This window comes from Paenibacillus nuruki, assembly GCF_963311185.1.
Taxonomy (GTDB): domain Bacteria; phylum Bacillota; class Bacilli; order Paenibacillales; family Paenibacillaceae; genus Saccharibacillus; species Saccharibacillus nuruki.
Map to the genome: position 1 here is coordinate 4647327 of NZ_OY725677.1, position 21455 is coordinate 4668781.

Below are 21455 nucleotides of genomic sequence, written 5' to 3' on the forward strand. Positions count from 1 at the left end.
TTTGTTAAGAATCAGGAGTGATCGGTGTGAAGTTGGAGATTTCGGAGGTATTAAGTCAGACTTTTATGAAATTAACAGGGATACCTGAACATACACCAGCTGCACAATCGGTGAAAACAACGATTCAATTTATCCGTACAGCTGAAGAGATTTTTAAAAGTATGGATGCCCGTTTTGCAGGGATGGGATTATCCCGGGGCAAAATTATGATGTTGTGCATTTTGTATGCCGATACGAATCGTAGTCTGTTACCTTCTGAATTGGCAGATCGAGCACAGGTGACGAGAGGAACGATTACCGGTCTGGTGGATGGATTAGAAGCTGAAGGTTGGGTCAAACGAATTCATGATGCCAAAGACCGTCGCCGTACATCGGTGCAATTAACCGACAAAGGAATGCGATTTGTAGAGCAAAATGTAGAAGGCTATGTTGGCTTAATGATTGCTCTTACGTCCAAGTTCGATGAGGATGATTTTGTGAAAATGCAGGAACTGATATCCAAACTTCGAGAAGGTTTTGAAGTAAGCAGTCAGCTTGAAATATAACATTATTTACCATATAAATATAAATAAAACGGATTCTCTTAAAATAAAGAATTAAATGTAGGATTATTACGAAAAGTGTATATAATTAAAAGTATATGGTTATAAACATTGACAAGGTTTGCATACAGATTTAAAATTAGTTAACCTAATAATTAGTATGGCTAAATAATAGGATTTTACGTTGAGGTGAATAAATGGTGGAAGAAGATTTGAAGTTTGAGGGAATATCACCGATGGGTGAAGAGTTATTACGTGCGTTTCGTCTTTTTCGTAAAGCAGATTGGCGTCAAAAGCCAGTAGCGGGATATAAACCAAGTGAAATTATGGCTTTGATCTGTATCGGTAACAAAGCAGATTCGGTCAGTTGCGGGATGCAAGTCTCTGAACTTAGTCGTCTGCTTCGGGTTACGTCTCCAACCGTTACACAATTGATCAAAGGGATGGAAAACGATGGATTGGTTGAGCGCAATATGGATCAAAGCGATCGTCGTGCTGTTCGTGTCACATTGACTGATAAAGGTGCAGCGATTATGGAACAGTCATTAGCTGTATTCAAAACGTCATTTGAAGGTTTGGTTGATTATCTAGGAGAAGAAGATAGTCGCAAATTAACCGAATTATTGGGTCGCGTTTTTTCATATTTTCAAGAACGAGTGTTTGAACCTGCGGAGCCAGAACATAAAGGGGATGCAGAGTAATGACCAAACTGCTAGGACAGCTTCGACCGTATTACGGTGGAATCGGTCTGGTTCTGCTGTTGGTATTTTTGCAAACGATGTCAGAATTGTTCCTGCCTACATTAATGGCTGATATTGTAGATACAGGTATAGCGGCAGGGAATACAGCTTATATTGTGCGTATTGGCTTATATATGTTACTCTTTGCCGCAGGTGGAATGTTATGTTCCATCGCGGCTAGTTATTTTTCAGCCAAGATTGCGATCGGTTTTGGTCGTGATCTACGCAGTCGTGTATTTTCACATGTCGAAAATTTTTCGTTGCAAGAATTTGATCGTATCGGAACAGCTTCTTTAATTACGCGTACGACTAATGATATTACACAACTTCAACAAGTGCTAACGATGATGTTACGGATGATGGTAATGGCTCCGCTTATGATGCTTGGCGGTCTTATTATGGCGATCTCCAAAGATGCAGAGTTATCACTTATTTTCGTTGTTGTTATTCCATTGTTAGGATTTGCGATTTTTAGTATTGCTCGTAAAGGAATGCCACTATTCAAAGCATTGCAGAGCAAATTGGATCGCTTGAATATGGTCATGCGTGAGAATCTGACTGGGCTTCGGGTAATTCGTGCATTTAATCGGGATACGTATGAAAGTAAACGATTTGATGGAGCCAGTCGTGATCTAGCGGATACAGCAATTTCGGTTAATAAATTGATGGCATTGATGATGCCTGTTATGATGCTGGTCTTGAACTTCTCGATTATTGCGATTATTGGATTCGGTAGTGTACGGATTAGTTATGGTGATATGCAAGTTGGTGATCTGATGGCATTTATTCAGTATGCGACTCAGATTCTATTCTCCTTCTTAATGTTATCTGTAATCTTCGTGATGGTGCCAAGAGCTTCGGCTTCTGCAACCCGCATTAATGAAGTCTTGCAAATGAAACCAGAGATTGAAGATCCTGAACAACCTGTGACTACAACACTTCAAGAGCGTCGTGGCAGTGTGATTTTTGATAATGTAACCTTCCGTTATCCAGGAGCAGAGCAACCTGCTTTGGAACAGATTTCGTTTCAAGCCAAAAGTGGTGAAGTGACTGCCATTATCGGTGGAACAGGATCAGGAAAATCGACACTGGTGAATCTAATTCCACGTTTTTACGATGTGGAAAGTGGGCAAATTCTGGTCGATGGTATTGATATTCGTGAACGTGATCAAGCGTCACTGCGTGCGAAAATCGGCTATGTACCGCAAAAAGCATTATTGTTTACAGGCACAATAGCAGAAAATATTCGGTATGGATATGAACAAGCTACCGATGAAGAAATGAAGCATGCGGCTACGATTGCGCAAGCCTCTGAATTTATTAGTGAAATGAAAGAAGGATACAATTCAGTGATTGCTCAAGGCGGTTCGAATGTATCGGGTGGACAAAAGCAGCGGTTGTCGATAGCTCGTGCATTGGTACGTAAGCCAGAATTGTATATTTTTGATGATAGCTTCTCAGCACTTGATTTCAAAACTGATTCTAGATTGCGTGCAGCACTCAAAGAAGAAACAACAGACGCTGCTGTTTTGATGATTGCTCAGCGTGTCAGTACAGTCATGGATGCTGATCAGATTATTGTGTTAGAAGATGGCAAAATTGTGGGTCGAGGCACCCATCGTGAATTGCTAGAAAGTAGCGAAGTCTATCGTGAGATTGTATCTTCGCAACTGTCGGAGGAGGAAATCGCATGAGTGAAGAAGAAAAACCGAAACCTCCACAACGACCTCAAGCGGGACAAATGGGCGGACCACCACGGATGTCTTTACCGGGCGAAAAGCCTAAAGATTTTAAAGGCACATTACGAAGATTGCTAGCTTACTTGAAGCCTTATCGTATGCAATTACTTGTTGTGCTAATTGCTGCGGTGCTCAGTACATTATTCAGTATTGTGGCTCCCCGTATTATGGGAATGGCGACAGATGAATTGTTTAATAGTGTCACCGGAGGAACTGCTATTAACTTTAGATATATTATTGATCTGCTAATGATTCTGGCAGGATTGTATCTATTTAGTTCGTTGTTTGCTTATTTTCAGCAATACTTTATGTCTGGTGTGGCTCAGAATACCGTTTATGAAATGCGGAAAGATGTGAAAAGCAAATTGTCCCGTCTACCGTTACGTTACTATGACAGGCAGTCTCATGGTGAAGTGCTGAGTCGGGTAACCAATGATGTGGACAATATTAGCAATACATTACAGCAAAGTCTGACCCAGTTGATTACATCGATCGTGACACTGGTGGGTGTAATCATTATGATGTTGACGATCAGCCCACTGTTGACACTAATTACGATCTTAACGATTCCACTGAGTCTGCTGGTCACGATTGTGGTTGCTAAGCGTTCACAAAAGCATTTTGCCGGACAACAAGCATCACTGGGTGATCTGAATGGACATGTGGAAGAAATGTATACCGGACACCGTGTTGTCAAAGCATTTGGACGGGAAAAGCAGTCTTTAGCCCAATTTGATGAGTTAAATGAAAAGCTGTATGAGTCGGGTTGGAAAGCGCAGTACATTTCCGGTACGATCATGCCATTGATGTCATTTATCAGTAATATTGGTTATGTGTTAATCTGTGTAATTGGCGGTATTATGGTCACTCGTGGAACAGTAGGGATTGGTGGCGTACAAGCCTTTATCCAGTATGCTCGTCAATTCTCTCAACCGATCACACAGCTTGCCAATATCTCTAATATTATTCAATCCACGATTGCTTCAGCAGAACGTGTTTTTGAAATTATGGATGAGCAGGAAGAAGAAGATCAAGCGACAGCTACGATTGCTCGTCCTGTACGTGGTCATGTCACGTTTGAACATGTAGCTTTTGGCTATAAAAAAGATGAATTATTAATTGAAGATATGAATATTGAGGTGCGTGCCGGACAGACAGTTGCGATTGTAGGTCCGACTGGGGCAGGGAAAACGACATTGATCAATCTGTTAATGCGTTTCTATGAACTGAATAACGGACAGATTACGATAGACGGTCAAAATATCCGTGAATTGTCACGTGCTGAACTACACAGCTTATTCGGAATGGTATTGCAAGACACCTGGTTGTTCGGTGGAAGTATTCGCGATAATATTGCGTACGGACGTGAAGATGCGACAGAAGAAGAAATTATACGAGCTTCTGAAGCGGCGCGTGCGGATCACTTTATTCGTACATTACCAGATGGCTATGATACTGTTCTGAATGAAGAAGCTTCTAATATTTCACAAGGTCAAAAGCAGTTATTAACGATTGCGCGTGCGATCTTAGCGGATCCTGCGATTCTGATTCTGGATGAAGCGACCAGTAGTGTCGATACCCGTACCGAAGTATTGATCCAACAAGCGATGAATACGTTGATGGAAGGGCGCACTAACTTTGTGATTGCTCACCGTTTATCGACGATTCGTGAAGCCGATCTGATTCTAGTGATGAATCACGGTAAAGTGATTGAGACAGGTACGCATTTGGAATTGTTAGAGCAAGAAGGATTTTATGCGGATCTGTACAATAGTCAGTTTACTGGACAGGTGAAGATAGCAAATTAACGTCATATCAAAAAGAAAATATAATAAAAAGCACGATCTTTATCCTTAAAAGAGGAAAAAGATCGTGCTTTTTTTATTGAAAGTATTCTATATAGTATAAGAATTTTTGAAAATAAATAAGACCAACACGAGGCAGCTTCTAGACAGAACTACAACACCAGTCTTATTCGGATTTTAACAAAGAAATGATAGGTTATCATCTCAGTTTTATCTGTAAACATAAAAAGCCTCTTCGCCATACAGCGAAGAGGCTTTGCTAGCTGAATAAATAGCTATGGTCATTTTTTTAATACTACTCTAGCATAATTCACTAGAAATATTAATGGATATTTTTCTTCTCAAAGTTACCACCGATGACTTCAGACACATGCTCAATCGCAAGGAAAGCAGAAGGGTCAATATCTTGTACAATCGTCCGTAGCTTCGCAAGTTCCAGACGAGTCACGACACAATAGATCATTTGTGTGTCTTCTTTGGAATAACCACCTTTAGCATACATAAAGGTTGTACTACGTCCAAGGCGATCCACAATCGCTTGCGAGATTTCTTCATATTCGGAAGAAATGATCGTAACCGATTTGGATTCTTCTAGACCTTCTACAACAATATCCATTACTTTGGCTGCTATATAATACGTAAAGATCGAGAACATCGCTGAATCCCAACCAAATACAAACCCGGCAACAGCAAAGATAAATACGTTGATAATCATAACGATTTGTCCTACAGGCATATGGAATCGTTTGGAAAGTAAAATCGCTACAATCTCTGTACCATCCAGTGATCCACCGAAGCGAATAACCAGACCAATCCCGAATCCAAGAATCACACCACCAAACATACTGGCTAGGATCTTATCATCTGTTAGTGCAGGTACATGATGCAAGTAAGCTGTCATCAAAGACATGACTGTAATCCCGTATAATGTAGAAAAAGCAAACGTTTTACCGATCTGTTTATAACCGATAATCAGAAAGGGAACATTGATAATAAAGATAAAGAGACCTAGCGGAATCGGAGTCACTTCCGATAAAATGATTGAAATACCTGTAATTCCTCCATCGATTACGCTGTTAGGAATAAGGAAAATTTCGAGGGCTACTGCCATCATTACAGCACCAGTTGTAATGAAAATGAATTTGGCGAGCAATTGGACGGGAGTTAATTTGCGGTGTTTTCTCGGCATACACAATCCTCTTTCTCAAATTATTAGGTAGGATTATTGATTAATTCCATAAGCGCTACACGTTATGGATATTCTTGCATAAACAAGCGAACCTATCGAACTATTCAACAATATCTAAAGAGCACAATCGTACTAAAAAAGATAAGCTACCTATATAAATAATATCATAAATTTCTTATCAATCCTAATAAAACGTAAAATTTAATCAATAAACCTCAAAAAAGGCAGAATTATTAAGCTTTTCGCATGTTATCGTAGCCAAGCAAGAGAAATGTACGTATTTGTCTACTAATCGTTTAAAAATAGGGCAAAGAAGGGTATGAATAAGTATCTTATGCTCCAATCATGGGGGTACTTTTATGTATAATAAAGGGCTACTTATTTACAATGGAAATGCAGGTTCATTGACGACCGAATTACTAGGAACAGCTTTGGGCATTTTGTCATCACAATTACCTGAATTAAATGTACGGCGTACAGATCGACCCGGTGAAGCGAAGCAGTTATGTCATGAACTGGGTGAACAATACGATGTTGTCTATATTTTAGGTGGAGATGGAACAGTCCATGAATGTATTAATGGATTAGCACTATTAGAGCATCCTCCAGTGATTGGGGTATTGCCAGGCGGAACTTGCAATGATTTTTCACGAGCATTGTTAATGCCTCAGCAGATGGAAAGAGCCGCACAAGTACTCAATGAACGTCATACCCGTACGTTAGATATCGGAACGGTGAACGGGCAATATTTTACTAACTTTTACGGGATTGGATTAATTGCAGAGACTTCGCAAAATATTAATCCTGATCTAAAAGGTGCTTTGGGCAAAATTAGTTACTTTCTCAGTACATTACAGACGGTACGAACAGCCGAACCGTTTACTTTTCATTTGACTCATGATGAAGGAGAGATCGATGGGGAAGCGATTATGATCTATGTGGCAAATGGGCGCTTTTTGGGAACCAATCCATTACCTTTTCCAGCAAGTTCATTAGAAGATGGTCTATTAGATGTGCTGATTATCCGTGAGGCGGGATTGCCATTACTTCGTGAAATTGTCAGTCGCAAAACAGAAGAAATATGGAATCCGCAATATAGCAATATAGATTATATTCGAACCACACGAGCGACATTAACTACTGCTCAACCGATGCCTGCCGATATGGATGGTGAAATCTATCTGGAGACACCCGCAGAGCTAGGCGTATTATCCGGTAAATTAACATTTCTGATCGGAGAACCTGTATCCAATATAGAATAAATTGTTATACGATAGCCTCCAAAGCCTATAATATCCTATGAAATATTGACGATAGGCGGGATTAGCACTGGCTGGTATTCTGGGGGGCATTATGATATGAATAGAGAGAACGTGAAATTCAAGCATCGTCAGTAAAAGATGCACTACAGGGGGAACAAGTAATCATGTCACAAGTTCAATCGGTTTATTTTAACCATGATGCTGGAGTCGATGATCTAGTATCTCTATTTATGTTATTGCAGATGGACAATGTAAAATTAACAGGTGTATCCGTTATTCCAGCCGATGGCTATTTGGAGCCAGGAGCAGCAGCGAGTCGTAAAATTATCGACCGTTTTGGCAAATATGTACCTGAAGTGGCTCGTTCTAATTCACGGGGTAAAAATCCATTTCCTGCGGCTTGGCGGATGCATACCTTTTATGTAGATGCATTACCGATCTTAAATGAATCGGGTACGATGGAAGCACCACTGGCTGAATTGCCGGCTCACCGTCATATGATTCAACAATTGCTACAGACGGAAGGTAAAACAACATTACTATTTACCGGCCCTCTTACCGATCTAGCGCGTGCTCTAGATGAAGCACCAGAGATCGAAGACAAAATTGAAAAATTAGTCTGGATGGGTGGCGGATTCGCACATGGCAATGTCGATGAACCTGAACATGATGGAAGTGCAGAATGGAATGTGTTCTGGGACCCGGAAGCGGCACACCGTGTATGGCAAAGTAATATTGTGATTGATCTTGTTGCTTTGGAAAGCACGATCAAAGTGCCTTTAGACCTTAACATCCGTAAACGCTGGTCAACCGATCGTCGTTATGAAGGTGTTGATTTCTTAGGTAACTGCTATGCTTGTTGTCCACCACTTGTACATATGGAGAACAATTCAACCTACTACTTCTGGGATGTACTGACTACGTTATCCATTGGTCGTCCAGATATTGTACAGAAAAAAGTCGTTCATTGCGTAGTGATTCCAGATGGTCCATCACAAGGTAGAACTGTAGAACAAGCAGATGGTCGTCCAGTGAATTTTGTCTATGATACGAATCCGACTGCGTTTTTTGATTATATGATAGAACTTGCGAAGAAATCAGCACCTGCTCGTTATTAATACATCAGATAGCATACATTCCAAGCTGTATATGATCCGTCTGTCCAAACCTATATACTAGGTCAACTACAGGCGGATTTTTGACGATATCCCAAAAAGGTGTAGGATAGATAAGATATAGAATAATTACATTCATTTTCTAGACAAAATAGTAGAAATTGAAGCTCAATAAAACGGATGAATTGGAATATGCTTACACGTAATGTTCGCTTATAGAACAAAATTTATTTTAAATAGCCTAATTATGTTGCTCCACGCTATTAATTTATGTATAATAACGAGGTCGGACGAACCAAACGTACGACATTTACCAGTGAAGGTGATAAGATGAATCTTCTGGATCATAATGAGTCCAAAAAGAAAATGGCACAGTTGTATAACGAAGTATCCAAAGAACTATTTGGTTACGGAACTACGTTGTTACGAGTTACGGTTGAAGATCATATTATTACTTTTCAAGCCAGACACCGACGTTCTCCGCGGTCGGCTGCTCTTGAAGGCGAAGATCCTGCACTCAAGCAGGAAGTCGATTTTCGTTTATCGACTGTCTATAAGCGCAAATTTCGTGAGAAGTTAGAACAAGAATTACAATTGAATATTGAAGCTATATTGCGCGATTATGATGCGTCTACCCAATGGGCTTTTACCAATGTGGTACTGGCAGAGAATCAATAACGCAAGCTGGTTTCAACTGACACGCCAACCTGACTGGCGGATTTCCTTTTTTGATCTATCTTAAAAGGTGACCGGATGCAGATCAGTTTGTAACGGGTACCGCTTTGCTTTGTTTATCGAAGAAAAGTGTTCTTGTTCTTACAAGGATACTTTTCTTTTTTGTTTGTTTATAGGTAATTGTTGCAACATTGTTATTCAGAATCAACCATTTGAGAGGGGAAACCAAACAATGAGTAAAAAGTGGATGAGTGGATTGCTGGCATTAACATTAGCAGGTGTAGGGCTTGCAGGTTGTGGAACAACGATTGATCAGAACGGTAATGCAAGCACAGGTGGCAATGCAGACGGACAAAAGGAACTGGTTATCTCGACATGGGGCTTTTCCGAAGATTTTCTACAAGAATCGGTATTCCAACCATTTGAAAAAGAACACAATGTCAAAATCGTACTCGAAACAGGTAACAATGCAGAACGATTAAACAAAATTCGTCAGGGCAGTACGAATGTGGATCTCATCTACCTCTCTGATTATTATGCCCAACAAGCGATTGACGATAATTTACTAGAACCGATTGATCGTACCCAATTGACGAATTTAGATCAGATTTATGATATTGCCAAAGCACCCAATGGCGAAAAATATGGCCCTGCTTATACGGTAGCTCAGCTCGGTATCGCCTACAATCCAGCATTAGTGAGTGGTGAGGTAACTTCTTGGAGCGATCTATGGAAGCCTGAATTTGCTAATAACTTAACGATGCCAGCGATTACAGCAACCGCAGGCCCGATGATGATCGATGCCGCTTCACGTGTAGCAGGCAATAAAGAATTTAACGAAGATGCAGCATTTACTCAATTAAAACAATTAGACCCGAGTGTGGTCAAATACTATAGCCAAACCTCGGAATACGTCAATATGATCGGACAAGAAGAGATTGCCGGTGGCCCGATTATGGAAATGTATTTCAAAGATATTCAAGCCGCTGTACCGGGTGCGAAGTTCGTCACTCCATCCGAAGGAGCTTATGCCGTTATTAATACAGTGAACATCGTCAAAGGTAGCGATAACAAAGAACTGGCTGAAGAATTTATCGACTGGCAGTTGAGCAAAGACGTACAAGAGAAATCTGCCAAAGCCAAAGTTGATTCTCCTGTTAATAAAGATGTGGTACTGACAGATGAAGAAGCACAAGGAATTACGTATGGTGCAGATATTATAGAGAATCTACGTAAGTTAGATATGGAATTTGTAAATAAAAGTATGCCGGTATGGACAGATCGTTGGAACCGCGAAATTGGAGGTTAAGCTCCAATAAAGTACGATCTTTACAACCATATCTTAAAGATCAAAGGAGGATGTATTTTGAGTGCAGGGCAACGGAAAGTCATTATGGATGTCGACACAGGAATCGATGATGCGCTTGGAATCATGCTAGCTGTTGGTAGTGGAAGTTGTGACATTTTAGGGATTACAACGGTTAATGGGAATGTATCCATGCAGCAAGCGACGACGAATACATTCAAAATTCTACAGTTGATCGATCGTACCGATATTCCTGTTTTTGCAGGAGCAGATGCTCCTTTAGTTCGAGCGCCTCGATTCGAACATTCGGTTCATGGTAATGATGGGATCGGTGGCGCCTTAACGGAGATGCAAGTGGAGCAGCAGGTTCAACCTCAAGCCGCTCATGAATTTATGATTGAGCAAATTATGAGCCATCCCGGCGAGATCACGTTGATTCTCACGGCACCACTGACCAATGTAGCATTAGCGATTCAACAACAGCCGGAGATTGTCGCTAACGTCAAAGAAATCGTCATCATGGGTGGAGCCGTTAATGAATACGGTAATATCACACCAACAGCCGAATACAATATGTACGTCGATCCTGAAGCCGCCAAGCAAGTCCTAAACGCAGGCTTTGCTAATCTAGTCCTTGTACCGTTAGATGTGACACGCAAAGTATTGCTAAACAATAACCATCTTGGTGCGCTCAATCGTACCGCTCAACCTGAAATCGCAGTGTATGTAGGTCAGAGCACATCCGCTTATATGGAGCGCTACGAACAACGCAATGGAGTCAAAGCATGCGCTATGCATGACCCGCTTGCTGTAGCCGCCGCTCTGTATCCCGATGTGATTAGCACCACGTTATATCACGTCGATATCGAAACCAACAGCGATTTATGCGATGGACAAACGGTATGCGATTTTCAAAATCGTCTAGGCAAACAACCCAACGTCCAAGTCGCTCTAACGGTCAACCATATCGCCTTTTTCAAAATCTTTTTGGAATCCCTTAGTAATCTCAAAGCAACCGAGCCTATAGCAAGTGTAGAACTAGAACTGATCGAAAATGCAGAGCAGATTTCTTTAAAATAGCAGTGTGCTTAGAGTGGACTAATCATTTAACTTTTGATGTGGTTAGGGTATCCGCTTCAGGAAAGACTTTGTTCTTATACTCGGTACCATTGAAGATAGGGTGGATTTTCTAAAAGTAAAACCAATTGCTCTATCCCTAAGAACCACCTTAATTCTGCTCAGATAGGAGCGTATCCACCTATGAAAATCAATAAGATGTACTGGCTGCTCCTACCCGGGCTGCTGTTCCTTACCGTATTTATGCTGATCCCGATTATATTGACGATTGGCTCAACGTTTGTGCAAGAAGGCAAGCCTACCTTGGAAGGGTATCTGTACTTTTTCAAAGATGCGTATTTCAACCGGATTCTACTGACAACTCTACGAGTGAGTGTATTTACAACTGTGATCTGTATCGCTCTTGGTTATCCGGTGGCTTACTATATTTCTCGCTTGGGTACACGAAAAAAAGGGATTTTACTAGCTTTATCTATTTTTCCATTGTTGACCAGCCCTGTTGTGCGCTCGTTTAGCTGGATGATTATTCTAGGACGTAAAGGTCTGGTGAATAATGCTCTGGTTGCTACTGGGATTGTCGATAAACCGATCGAAATTTTGTATACACCAACAGCGATGATTATCGGACTGGTGCATCTATTTTTACCATTGATCATTATTACACTTGTAGGTGTGATGGAAAATGTAGATAGTGAACTGATTCGTGCCGCAGAAAGTCTGGGCGCTTCTCGGTTTACAGCATTGCGTAAAGTATTATTTCCGCTCACGATTCCGGGTCTGATCATCGGAAGTGTACTTGTATTTGTCGGTAGTCTAACCGCGTATACCACTCCAGCCTTGCTTGGAGGCAAAGAACGGGTAATCTCTACATTCCTATATCAGAATGCAATGACATTAAATGATTGGTATCTAGCTTCAGTGATCGCTACGATTATGATTGTGATTACACTGGTTGTTGTAGGATTGATGAACAAAGTAGCTACGAAATTGAATCCGAAGGGGTGAGACGAAGATGAAAGAAAAACATTACGGACTGGCGATATTTAGCACGTTAGTTTTTATTTTTCTGCTAGGACCACTGGTGATCATCTCGGTCACCTCATTCGGACCGGGCACAGTATTGAAATTTCCACCGGATGGATTTTCACTCAAATGGTATCAAAATATATGGGCAGTCGATATGTTTCCGAAGACGTTTGTCACCTCTATTATTATTTCGTTATTGGGGAATTTACTTGCTCTGATTCTGGGTGTACCTGCGGCATACGCGCTAAGTCGATATCACTTTCGCGGACGTGATTTGCTCAATGCGATCTTTTTATCACCGGTGTTGATTCCCGGTATTGTACTTGGTTTTACGATGCTCAAATATGTACTGGTCATGTACCAATTGCCAATTTATGCAGGTCTCTTAGTCGGGCATACAGTCATTATGTTGCCGTTTATTATTCGAGTGATTGGTTCCAGTCTATCGAACTTTGATTTTTCAATCGAAGAAGCGGCAGTCAGTCTTGGTGCAGGGCGTTTACAAGCTTTTTTCAGAGTGGTATTACCGAATATTCGCTCAGGCATTATGGCGGCGGTATTGATCGCTTTTCTGGAGTCATTCAATAATGTCGATATCTCTGTATTTATGACAGGACCGGGAATTAGTACATTGCCGATCCAAATGTTGACGTATGTACAGAATTATTTTGATCCAACAATAGCTGCGATTTCGGTCGTATTGATGATATTGACCGGTCTATTGATGTTCGTGATTGAGCGCCTGATGGGTGGACTGGCTTACTTTACCAAACGATAAGGGGAGGCATACGACGATGACATTACTCAGCTTAGAACAGGTATCGGTGGCGTATGATAACCACCTGATTTTGGAGAATTTCGATCTCAAATTAGAAGAAGGTAAATTACTTTCATTACTCGGACCAAGCGGCTGTGGCAAAACAACCACATTGCGTCTGATTGCAGGCTTTTTGGAGGCAAAAGGTGGCAAATTTATGTTCGACGGGCGTGATTATACCCACCTACCTGTGAACAAACGCAATTTTGGATTTGTTTTTCAAAGTTATGCGTTATTTCCACATTTGTCGGTCTATGATAATGTAGCGTTCGGCTTACGTCTGCGCAAAATGAAAGAAGCGCAAGTGAAAGAAAAAGTATTACGTATGCTTGATATCGTTAGTCTGAATGGCTTTGAAAAGCGGTTCCCGCAAGAATTGTCTGGTGGACAACGGCAACGTGTAGCTATTGCCCGCGCACTGGTGATTGAACCGGATCTGCTACTATTTGATGAACCGTTAAGTAATCTGGATGCTAATCTCCGAGTGACGATGCGTGTTGAGATTCGTCGTTTACAGCAAGAATTAGGAATGACTGCGGTCTACGTATCTCATGATCAGGAAGAATGTTTTTCGATCTCCGACCAAGTAGCAATTATGAACGCTGGCAAAATCGAGCAATTAGGTGCTCCTACCGATATCTACCAGTATCCCAAAACCGAATATGTCGCTCGTTTTATCGGGTTTAATAACTTTTTGGTGTTTGATGGGACTCGTCAAGGAAATACAGGGCTAGAGTGGACGATTGGAGATTACGGATTTGATGTGCAATTACAAGCCGGTCAATCGACAGCGAACACGTACAAAGGCGCGATCCGTCCGGAAGATTTACGTATTATACCTTTAGGTCAACTGACGGATCTGCAAAAGTCTCTGTCCAATCAAGTACCAGGAACAGTCAAAGTCAGCACGTATCTAGGACGAAGTTATCAATTTGAAGTACAGACGGCGTTAGGCGCATTTACAGTTAATCAAGAAATGGATATCCCGATTGCACCGGGTCAACAGGTGATGATTACTTTTCCAGCGGATAAGATTGTGATGGTGGGACAATGAGTAGTGTAAATACATCTGCATCCTCTCCAATCGCTGTAGATCTGCTTATCACCAATGTTCAGGTTTACAATAGTTACTATAAAGAATTTCGTACAGGCGATGTAGCCGTTAAGGGAGACAAATTTCTATATATTGGTCAACAAAGCAGTGATCGTTTTGCCGCCGAGCAGATCATCGAAGGTCATAGACGGTATATGATCCCCGGTCTAATCGATATTCATTTGCATATTGAAAGCTCGATGGTCACGCCAGCGACCTTTTCTCACGGCATTTTACGCCGCGGAGTCACAACGATCGTACCTGAACCGCATGAGATGGCTAATGTATTCGGGCTTGAAGGGGTCAAAGAAATGATTGCCGCCAGTCAAGATGTGACGTGCGATATGATGTATAGTATTCCTAGCTCTGTACCCGCCACACCGCTGGAAACAACAGGCGGTTCTATCGAAATTGCGGATATCGACGAGTTGATGCGCACGGAGTCGATTATCTGTCTGGGCGAAATTATGAACTATGTCGATGTGATACGTGATCCAGAATGTAAAACGAATCAAATTTTACGTCATATGAAGACGAATTATCCACATCTTGTTATCGAAGGGCATACGCCCAAGTTACTTGATCTAGATCTCCATCAATTGATCACAGCAGGAATCGATTCTGATCATACCCATCAGAGTATTGAAGGAATGACAGAGCGTATAGCAGCAGGGATGTTTATTGAACTGCAAGAGAAATCAATGACACCGGAAATTATGGATTATATGATTCATCATGATGTTGCAGAACATTTCTGCTTTGTGACAGATGATGTGATGACCGATAGTCTAGCGTGGCGTGGACATCTCGATTATATCGTCCGTAAAGCGATTCAGATGGGAATGGCACCTGAAGCAGCAGTCTATGCAGCTACCTTTACACCTGCAAGAAGAATGAATATGAGTGATCGTGGAGCCATAGCACCCGGTAAATTAGCCGATTTTATTTTACTATCCGATATCGAGCAGTTCCAGATTGATGAAGTTTACAAAAAAGGATTGTGTGTGTATCAGCAGGATCAGCCGTATATACAGCCTTCTTCCCAACCACAATTCCCAGCTCACTTTTATCAGAGTGTGAAGTTAGAGCTACTGAACGAGCAACATTTTCAAGTTCCAGTTCATAACGATGACGGTCTGTATGAATGTCGGGTAATGATGGTCAAAGACGGATCAACCTTTACCGAAGAACGTCTAACTGATGTAAGTGTGCGTAATCAGCAGTTGATGTGGGAACAGAGCGGGTATGGATTGATCGCTACATTTGAGCGGTATGGAAAAAATGGAAATCATGCGTATGGTCTGATCGGTGGAGATACGATTACACGTGGGGCGATAGCAACCACCTATTCACATGACAATCATAATCTGCTTGTCGTCGGTCGTAATCCACAAGATATGGCAATAGCAGCCAATGAAGTGATTAGTAAGCAGGGTGGATTCTGTGTCGTATTAGATGGAGAAATCATCGCTTCCCTACATTTACCTGTAGGTGGTATTTTAACAGAAGCCCCACTGGAAGAAACAGCTGTTGCTGTGGATCAACTGGTTACGGCTATGCGTGAATTAGGGTATAAGCATTATAATCCGATCATGTCGATTAGTACGCATTCGTTGCCCGTTAGCCCTGCACTCAAAATTACTGATTACGGTCTTATTGATGTTAATCATGGGAAAGTGGTTCCTTTATTAACAGGAGCTACTCGAAATAGTATGAATTCTTCCTATTAAGACTGCATCATCTTTTATGCTATCTCTACCTGAAATGATGAAAAGCATAATTATTCAAAATAGTCATACTAAAAAAGCCGTTGCTCCTCTACATAAAGGAAAACGGCTTTTTTAGATTCGCTACTTTTTTGACGATATCCCAAAAACGTGTAGGATAGATTACATATAGCGAAAATAGAGCATACGATGATAACTATTCAGGAGGTATCTGTATGAAAACACAAGCACAGTATATAGAACAATTACATTCGTTGTTGCAACGTACTTCTTTACTGAAAGAAGAGTATATCAATTATATTACGAATCCGTTTATGTCATCTTTTCGAGAAGACTTTGCTCCTTTTGTCGAACTGACTGCTACAGGATACCGACTACAGATGTATGAACGTGGACAAAATGTGTTTACCAAAATGATATACGATGAGGATGCGATGTTGTACTGGATATTAGCGTATACGATTGAACTGGTGACTCATATTCGCTTATTACGCAAATACAAAGTCGATAACAAAACCTCTTTTCTTACATATGATGAACAGCTAGTAGCAGAATGGCAACATGATCAGACGCAAATATTTGATGCGATTGGCGGCATATATGCACAATGGTGGCATGAGAAAGGTAAACGAGCAGATATAGAATCAATCTAGCATCATAAAGGTTACCCGATCATTTGATGGGCTTGATGCTTCATCTGTATTAATTGTTCCCGGATGTTGACCACTGCGCCGATAATAATCATCGCTGGATTACTCACATGAGCGACAGTGGCTATTTGAGTGATATCCGCCAGTGTACCTGTAAATATGCGCTCGGCTTCGGTTGTTCCATTTTCGATAATAGCGACAGGGGTTGTAGAAGGTTTACCGCAAAAGATCAGTTCGCTACAGATTTCTTCCAATTGACTGACACCCATATAGATTGCCAGTGTATCCACGCTGTGAGCGAGTAGATCCCACCGCACAGGGGACGGAGATACCAGTGGAGCGGAAGAGAATATCGATTCTGTCGTGGTTGGCTCAATCGCTGGATTCGCCCGGCAGACCGTAATACAAGCAAATGATGTGGCTACACCACGATGAGTAAGCGGAATCGAAGCACTGGCGGCTGTTCCAATCGCTGATGTGATACCCGGTACAATCTCATAAGGAATATGATGTTCAGCTAGAAATAAAGCTTCTTCTGCACCCCGTCCAAAAACAAAGGGGTCGCCTCCTTTGAGTCGAACCACAGCATGACCTGCTGATGCATAAGAGAGTAGTGTACGATGAATAGTGGCTTGATTCATATGATGCAATCCAGGCGCTTTACCACAAAATAGCCTCTGTGCATCTGGACGGGCATAGGTTAACAACTCGTCATTCACCAGACGATCATACATAATCACATCGGCTTGCTGAATCCGCCGTAATGCTTTAACTGTAATCAATTCAGGATCACCTGGACCTGCCCCGATAATGCTTACTGGGCCATATGCTCTATTCATCTTCACCACTCCTTTGCTCAAAATGTGATATAGATCGCTCCACTATCAGGATCGACTTCTGTATTGTACGTGTGCACACAACCTTCATCAGGTTCTTGTACTTTGCCACTTCGTAGATCGATTTTCCAATCATGTAAAGGACAATGAATCGCTGTCCCGCAGACCATCCCTTCAGATAATCGTCCTTTTTTGTGAGGGCAGCTATTTTCAACGGCATGAATACTACCATCACTAAGGTGAAACAAAGCAATCTCGGTCTCACCTAGTTGGAAAGTACGTGATCCTTTTTTATCGATGTCTTGAATATGCCCTACATGTAATTTGGTCATCGTCATCGCAGTTCCCCCTTAATGGATAGATGTGGTCGATCCGGTTAATGGTGCTTGGTTCAAAGGTTCAAAGTTTTTGCGTAATTCGTCTTTGGCAATAATTTCTTTCCACGGATCAGAAGTATAACTCAGCGTTTCTTCTATACGACTGACTAGCTCCAAGCGAGTCTGTTGATCGGCAAGTGCTTCTTTGACATGATCTAGACCTACACGTTCAATCCATGCGGCGGTGCGTTCATTAAAGCGAGCATGTTCACGATAATATTGTAAATACGCGCTGGACCATTCCATCACTTCTTCTTCTGTTTTGACTGTGCATAGCAGTTCGGCAGCCCGTACTTTAACACCACCATTGCCTCCCACATGCAGTTCCCAACCGCCATCGATAGCCACTAAGCCCAAATCTTTGATTGTCGCTTCTGCACAGTTACGTGGACATCCAGAGACTGCTAATTTTATTTTGGCAGGGCCAGTTAAGCGTTCATATGCTTTTTCCATTTTGATTCCCATTGCCATCGCATCTTGTGTCCCAAAGCGGCAGAACGTATTACCCACACATGTTTTGACTGTACGTAATGTTTTGCCATAAGCATGACCGGAAGGCATATCTAATTCTTCCCAGATTTTAGGCAGGTCTTCTTTTTGGATACCGAGTAAATCTAATCGTTGACCACCTGTAAATTTAACGAGTGGTACATTATATTTTTCAGCTACATTAGCTATCTTTTTGAGATCAGCAGGTGAGGTGACTCCGCCATAGATACGAGGAACCACTGAATACGTACCGTCTTTTTGAATATTGGCATGATACCGTTCATTGGTGAAGCGAGATTCTTTTTCATCTTCATATTCTGCTGGAAATAACATGCCTAGATAATAGTTGAGTGCTGGACGGCATTTGGAACAGCCTTCAGGTTCACGCCATTCCAGTACATTCATCACTTCTTTGACTGTTTTGAGACCCATCGTTTTGATCTGCTCTACAATCTCGTCACGTTGTAGTGAAGTACAGCCGCACATGCCTTCTTTGACCGCTACTTGAGCCGAATCTCCCGCATAATATTGAAGCAATCCTTCTACAAGTGGAGCACAACCTCCGCAAGAAGCAGAAGCTTTGGTACAAGCTTTGAGTGATCCCATCGTATGACAACCTTGATTCAGTACTGCATCACCGATCGCTGCTTTGCTAACACCGTTACAACCACATACGATTTCGTCATCAGCCATACTTTCTAATCGTTGCAAAGGAGATACTGCCGCCGCACCAGCTACATAACCAGTGAGCAATTCTTTTTCACGTCCGACAATCGACTCACCACTTTTGATCAAAGAGAACAATGAACTGCCTTCAGACGTATCTCCGAACAATACAGCTCCGATTAATTTACCATCTTGAATAACTAATTTTTTGTAAATATGATCGATATCATCTTGCATACGTAGCGACTTGGTCTGTTTTGTATCTGCAAATTGTCCTGCTGAAAATACATCTACACCGGCAACTTTGAGTTTGGTCGAAGTAACCGAGCCCTCGTACCCGACAGTGTCTAGTCCTGCGAGACGTTTAGCAAGTACAGCACCTTGTTCATATAAGGGAGCAACTAACCCGTATCCAATGCCTCGATGTTCTGCACACTCACCGACGGCTGAAATATGAGGAATATTCGTATGCAGATGATCATCGACTACAATTCCGCGATTTATTTGAAGTGCTGAAGATAAAGCTACATCAATATTAGGACGAATCCCTACTGCCATCACCACAAGATCAGCGTCCAATGATTCACCATCTGTGAATCGAAGCCCTGTGACTCTGCGCTTACCGGTTAATTCAACGGTACGCTTACCTAGTAAGAACTTCATGCCCTGAGCTTCTAACTGCTCTTGAAGCATCAATCCTGCGGGAAGATCAAGCTGGCGATCCATCAAATGTTCATTAATATGAATAACGGTGACATCCATACCCAGATTCAGTAATCCGCGTGCCGCTTCAAGTCCAAGCAGTCCGCCCCCGACAACAGCTGCTTTACGATGAGTCTGAGCGGTTGAGATCATGGTCTCGCAATCTTTGATATCTCGAAAACCAATCACTCCGTCTTTGTCTGAACCCGGAATAGGTGGGATAAAGGCTCTTGAACCTGTTGCAATAATCACTTCATCATAGTCAACATGCAAGCCAGAAGCAGCAATGACCTGACGGTTCTGCGCATCTATACGCACGACTGGATCACCTGTATGTAGAGTGATCTGATTGTCACTGTACCAATCATGGTCATTGATAATGATATCGTTGATCGAAGCGCCACCTGCAAGCACGGTAGATAATAAGATACGATTATAGTTCGGATGAGGTTCTGCTCCAAAAATAGTGATCTCATATGCATGTGGTGCTAGCTTCAGTAAATGCTCTATCGTCCATACGCCTGCCATTCCGTTTCCGATCAGTACTAATTTTTTGGGTGTTGTCATGATGATCTCTCCTCCTATAATCTCTGTAAAATATAAAAAGCCTGTCTCATTCCAACCAGAGATAAGCGTGCGAAACGCTTGGTACTCTGATATAGGGTAGAGACAGGCTTCATTGCCGTCTATGATTTAGATACTCCATTGTATCTATGATATTCAAAAGAAATGTAGTTCAACATAATGATGCAACAAGCTAAACATGTTGTTTTTCGATAAACCAACTATAAAAGATGTATAATTACATGTCAATATAAATAACATAAAAATTTTATTTGAAATTAGAAGTTAATTATGTTTACATGATAAATATCGAAATAGCCTCATTTACTTTCTTTTTCTCAAAAAAGAGCTGAAATATATATATTTACTTTAAAATTTAGCTTTTCATGTGATATTTTCTATTATATATTTCATATAAAGTATTAAGTGATATGAGGAGGGAGTACCTCTCAATGCGTTCTTTACTGATTATCCGTATGAATAATATGATCTGTGGTCCGGATCAGCTAGAGTCTGTGGTATTACCTGAGACTTTGCTGGAAGATAACGGGTATCAGGCGTCGATTTCAGTTGGGGCTGATGATGTCAAATCTTTGTTAACCAAAGCCGATGCTGTAGTGCTTGATCTACCTATTGAAGAGATTGCTATCCTCGAACATATTCTGACGCATTCACGCAATATCCCGATGTTATGGTGGTGCAGTCCATATACCACCTCTTCTTCTGTCCAAGCCTGTGAAATGGAAAGTGCTATTGATGGGATTCTTACACCTACCATGAAAGAACAAGACCTTCACTGGGCACTTCATTTTGCAGCTAAGATCTGCGTCGAAAGGCAACAATGGCATAGCGAACGTCAGCAATTGGTCTCCCGCTTAGAAGATCGAAAGTGGATCGATATGGCAAAAGGCATTTTAGCAGATATGAAAAAGATCTCTGAAGCAGAAGCCTATGACATTTTACGTAAAAAAGCGATGAACGATCGTAAACGCCTTGTAGATGTTGCCACAGCGATCGTTAAAGCCCATCAATTGTTACAATCTTAATAGTCAAAGGAG

At 41.5% G+C, this 21455-nt stretch carries 19 protein-coding genes; 15 read left to right on the forward strand and 4 right to left on the reverse strand.

The features are described from left to right. The first annotated feature begins 26 nt into the window (after positions 1 to 26). The 4 genes from RCP16_RS20615 (at position 27) to RCP16_RS20630 (ending at position 4829) form a co-directional block, all read left to right on the forward strand. Positions 27 to 545, forward strand: coding sequence for a MarR family winged helix-turn-helix transcriptional regulator (locus RCP16_RS20615; RefSeq protein ID WP_069327657.1), 519 nt, complete (start codon positions 27 to 29; stop codon positions 543 to 545). A gap of 209 nt (positions 546 to 754) precedes the next feature. Further along, positions 755 to 1243, forward strand: a complete 489-nt coding sequence (locus RCP16_RS20620) for a MarR family winged helix-turn-helix transcriptional regulator (protein ID WP_308641217.1) — start codon at positions 755 to 757, stop codon at positions 1241 to 1243. After that, positions 1243 to 2976 (forward strand): ABC transporter ATP-binding protein, encoded by a 1734-nt coding sequence (locus tag RCP16_RS20625; RefSeq protein ID WP_137223146.1) that lies wholly within the window; start codon positions 1243 to 1245, stop codon positions 2974 to 2976. The genes RCP16_RS20620 and RCP16_RS20625 overlap by 1 nt, the downstream gene beginning before the upstream one ends. After that, positions 2973 to 4829 (forward strand): ABC transporter ATP-binding protein, encoded by a 1857-nt coding sequence (locus RCP16_RS20630; protein WP_069327659.1) that lies wholly within the window; start codon positions 2973 to 2975, stop codon positions 4827 to 4829. Before RCP16_RS20625 ends, RCP16_RS20630 begins: the two co-directional genes overlap by 4 nt. Before the next feature lie 319 nt (positions 4830 to 5148). Here RCP16_RS20630 and RCP16_RS20635 read toward each other — a convergent pair whose 3' ends face one another. Continuing rightward, the gene (locus RCP16_RS20635; protein WP_069327660.1) at positions 5149 to 6015 is read right to left on the reverse strand and encodes a YitT family protein; all 867 of its coding nucleotides are present in this window, start codon (positions 6013 to 6015) and stop codon (positions 5149 to 5151) included. 359 nt (positions 6016 to 6374) lie between these two features. Between RCP16_RS20635 and RCP16_RS20640 the strand changes: the two genes are divergently transcribed. The 10 genes from RCP16_RS20640 to RCP16_RS20685 all read left to right on the forward strand — a co-directional run bounded on the left by RCP16_RS20640 (position 6375) and on the right by RCP16_RS20685 (position 16766). Next, on the forward strand, positions 6375 to 7277 hold the full coding sequence (locus tag RCP16_RS20640) for a diacylglycerol/lipid kinase family protein (protein WP_069327661.1): 903 nt from the start codon (positions 6375 to 6377) through the stop codon (positions 7275 to 7277). Positions 7278 to 7441: 164 nt separating this feature from the next. Then, positions 7442 to 8395 carry a nucleoside hydrolase gene (locus RCP16_RS20645; protein WP_308641218.1) on the forward strand — a complete coding sequence of 318 codons (954 nt, stop codon included), beginning with the start codon at positions 7442 to 7444 and terminating at the stop codon, positions 8393 to 8395. 327 nt (positions 8396 to 8722) lie between these two features. After that, positions 8723 to 9070 carry a DUF2294 domain-containing protein gene (locus RCP16_RS20650; protein ID WP_137223262.1) on the forward strand — a complete coding sequence of 116 codons (348 nt, stop codon included), beginning with the start codon at positions 8723 to 8725 and terminating at the stop codon, positions 9068 to 9070. A gap of 229 nt (positions 9071 to 9299) precedes the next feature. Continuing rightward, positions 9300 to 10376 carry an ABC transporter substrate-binding protein gene (locus RCP16_RS20655; RefSeq protein WP_308641219.1) on the forward strand — a complete coding sequence of 359 codons (1077 nt, stop codon included), beginning with the start codon at positions 9300 to 9302 and terminating at the stop codon, positions 10374 to 10376. An 84-nt stretch (positions 10377 to 10460) separates the two neighbouring features. Further along, positions 10461 to 11453 carry a nucleoside hydrolase gene (locus RCP16_RS20660; RefSeq protein WP_308642517.1) on the forward strand — a complete coding sequence of 331 codons (993 nt, stop codon included), beginning with the start codon at positions 10461 to 10463 and terminating at the stop codon, positions 11451 to 11453. 180 nt (positions 11454 to 11633) lie between these two features. Continuing rightward, positions 11634 to 12455 carry an ABC transporter permease gene (locus RCP16_RS20665; RefSeq protein ID WP_069327666.1) on the forward strand — a complete coding sequence of 274 codons (822 nt, stop codon included), beginning with the start codon at positions 11634 to 11636 and terminating at the stop codon, positions 12453 to 12455. A gap of 7 nt (positions 12456 to 12462) precedes the next feature. Next, positions 12463 to 13254: an ABC transporter permease gene (locus RCP16_RS20670; RefSeq protein WP_069327667.1), complete on the forward strand. Its 792-nt coding sequence runs from the start codon at positions 12463 to 12465 to the stop codon at positions 13252 to 13254. Positions 13255 to 13270: 16 nt separating this feature from the next. Beyond that, a complete protein-coding gene (locus tag RCP16_RS20675; RefSeq protein WP_137223138.1) occupies positions 13271 to 14347 on the forward strand; it encodes an ABC transporter ATP-binding protein in 1077 nt (358 codons plus the stop codon). Beyond that, positions 14344 to 16116, forward strand: a complete 1773-nt coding sequence (locus RCP16_RS20680) for an adenine deaminase (RefSeq protein WP_371748133.1) — start codon at positions 14344 to 14346, stop codon at positions 16114 to 16116. The genes RCP16_RS20675 and RCP16_RS20680 overlap by 4 nt, the downstream gene beginning before the upstream one ends. Positions 16117 to 16328: 212 nt before the next feature. Further along, entirely contained in the window at positions 16329 to 16766 is a 438-nt protein-coding gene (locus RCP16_RS20685) for an Imm63 family immunity protein (protein WP_308641220.1), read from the forward strand. Positions 16767 to 16777: 11 nt separating this feature from the next. On the opposite strand, the gene cobA is transcribed toward RCP16_RS20685, so the two are convergent. The 3 genes from cobA to nirB are packed head-to-tail and all read right to left on the reverse strand — an operon-like array spanning position 16778 to position 20400. Then, positions 16778 to 17602 carry a uroporphyrinogen-III C-methyltransferase gene (gene cobA / locus RCP16_RS20690; RefSeq protein ID WP_308641221.1) on the reverse strand — a complete coding sequence of 275 codons (825 nt, stop codon included), beginning with the start codon at positions 17600 to 17602 and terminating at the stop codon, positions 16778 to 16780. A gap of 17 nt (positions 17603 to 17619) precedes the next feature. Next, entirely contained in the window at positions 17620 to 17931 is a 312-nt protein-coding gene (nirD, locus tag RCP16_RS20695) for a nitrite reductase small subunit NirD (protein WP_069327780.1), read from the reverse strand. A gap of 18 nt (positions 17932 to 17949) precedes the next feature. Continuing rightward, positions 17950 to 20400 carry a nitrite reductase large subunit NirB gene (gene nirB, locus RCP16_RS20700; RefSeq protein ID WP_308641222.1) on the reverse strand — a complete coding sequence of 817 codons (2451 nt, stop codon included), beginning with the start codon at positions 20398 to 20400 and terminating at the stop codon, positions 17950 to 17952. A 449-nt stretch (positions 20401 to 20849) separates the two neighbouring features. Here nirB and RCP16_RS20705 point away from each other — a divergent pair, with 449 nt between their 5' ends. Beyond that, entirely contained in the window at positions 20850 to 21443 is a 594-nt protein-coding gene (locus tag RCP16_RS20705; protein WP_273592626.1) for an ANTAR domain-containing response regulator, read from the forward strand. The last annotated feature ends 12 nt before the right edge of the window (positions 21444 to 21455 follow it).

Excerpts from the sequence above, each read along its gene's own strand:
- RCP16_RS20625 (WP_137223146.1), top strand. The coding sequence starts at position 1,243 with ATGACCAAACTGCTAGGACAGCTTCGACCGTATTACGGTGGAATCGGT.
- RCP16_RS20630 (WP_069327659.1), top strand. The coding sequence starts at position 2,973 with ATGAGTGAAGAAGAAAAACCGAAACCTCCACAACGACCTCAAGCGGGA.
- RCP16_RS20635 (WP_069327660.1), bottom strand. The coding sequence starts at position 6,015 with ATGCCGAGAAAACACCGCAAATTAACTCCCGTCCAATTGCTCGCCAAA.
- RCP16_RS20640 (WP_069327661.1), top strand. The coding sequence starts at position 6,375 with ATGTATAATAAAGGGCTACTTATTTACAATGGAAATGCAGGTTCATTG.
- RCP16_RS20645 (WP_308641218.1), top strand. The coding sequence starts at position 7,442 with ATGTCACAAGTTCAATCGGTTTATTTTAACCATGATGCTGGAGTCGAT.
- RCP16_RS20650 (WP_137223262.1), top strand. The coding sequence starts at position 8,723 with ATGAATCTTCTGGATCATAATGAGTCCAAAAAGAAAATGGCACAGTTG.
- RCP16_RS20655 (WP_308641219.1), top strand. The coding sequence starts at position 9,300 with ATGAGTAAAAAGTGGATGAGTGGATTGCTGGCATTAACATTAGCAGGT.
- RCP16_RS20660 (WP_308642517.1), top strand. The coding sequence starts at position 10,461 with ATGGATGTCGACACAGGAATCGATGATGCGCTTGGAATCATGCTAGCT.
- RCP16_RS20665 (WP_069327666.1), top strand. The coding sequence starts at position 11,634 with ATGAAAATCAATAAGATGTACTGGCTGCTCCTACCCGGGCTGCTGTTC.
- RCP16_RS20670 (WP_069327667.1), top strand. The coding sequence starts at position 12,463 with ATGAAAGAAAAACATTACGGACTGGCGATATTTAGCACGTTAGTTTTT.
- RCP16_RS20675 (WP_137223138.1), top strand. The coding sequence starts at position 13,271 with ATGACATTACTCAGCTTAGAACAGGTATCGGTGGCGTATGATAACCAC.
- RCP16_RS20680 (WP_371748133.1), top strand. The coding sequence starts at position 14,344 with ATGAGTAGTGTAAATACATCTGCATCCTCTCCAATCGCTGTAGATCTG.
- RCP16_RS20685 (WP_308641220.1), top strand. The coding sequence starts at position 16,329 with ATGAAAACACAAGCACAGTATATAGAACAATTACATTCGTTGTTGCAA.
- cobA (WP_308641221.1), bottom strand. The coding sequence starts at position 17,602 with ATGAATAGAGCATATGGCCCAGTAAGCATTATCGGGGCAGGTCCAGGT.
- nirD (WP_069327780.1), bottom strand. The coding sequence starts at position 17,931 with ATGACCAAATTACATGTAGGGCATATTCAAGACATCGATAAAAAAGGA.
- nirB (WP_308641222.1), bottom strand. The coding sequence starts at position 20,400 with ATGACAACACCCAAAAAATTAGTACTGATCGGAAACGGAATGGCAGGC.
- RCP16_RS20705 (WP_273592626.1), top strand. The coding sequence starts at position 20,850 with ATGCGTTCTTTACTGATTATCCGTATGAATAATATGATCTGTGGTCCG.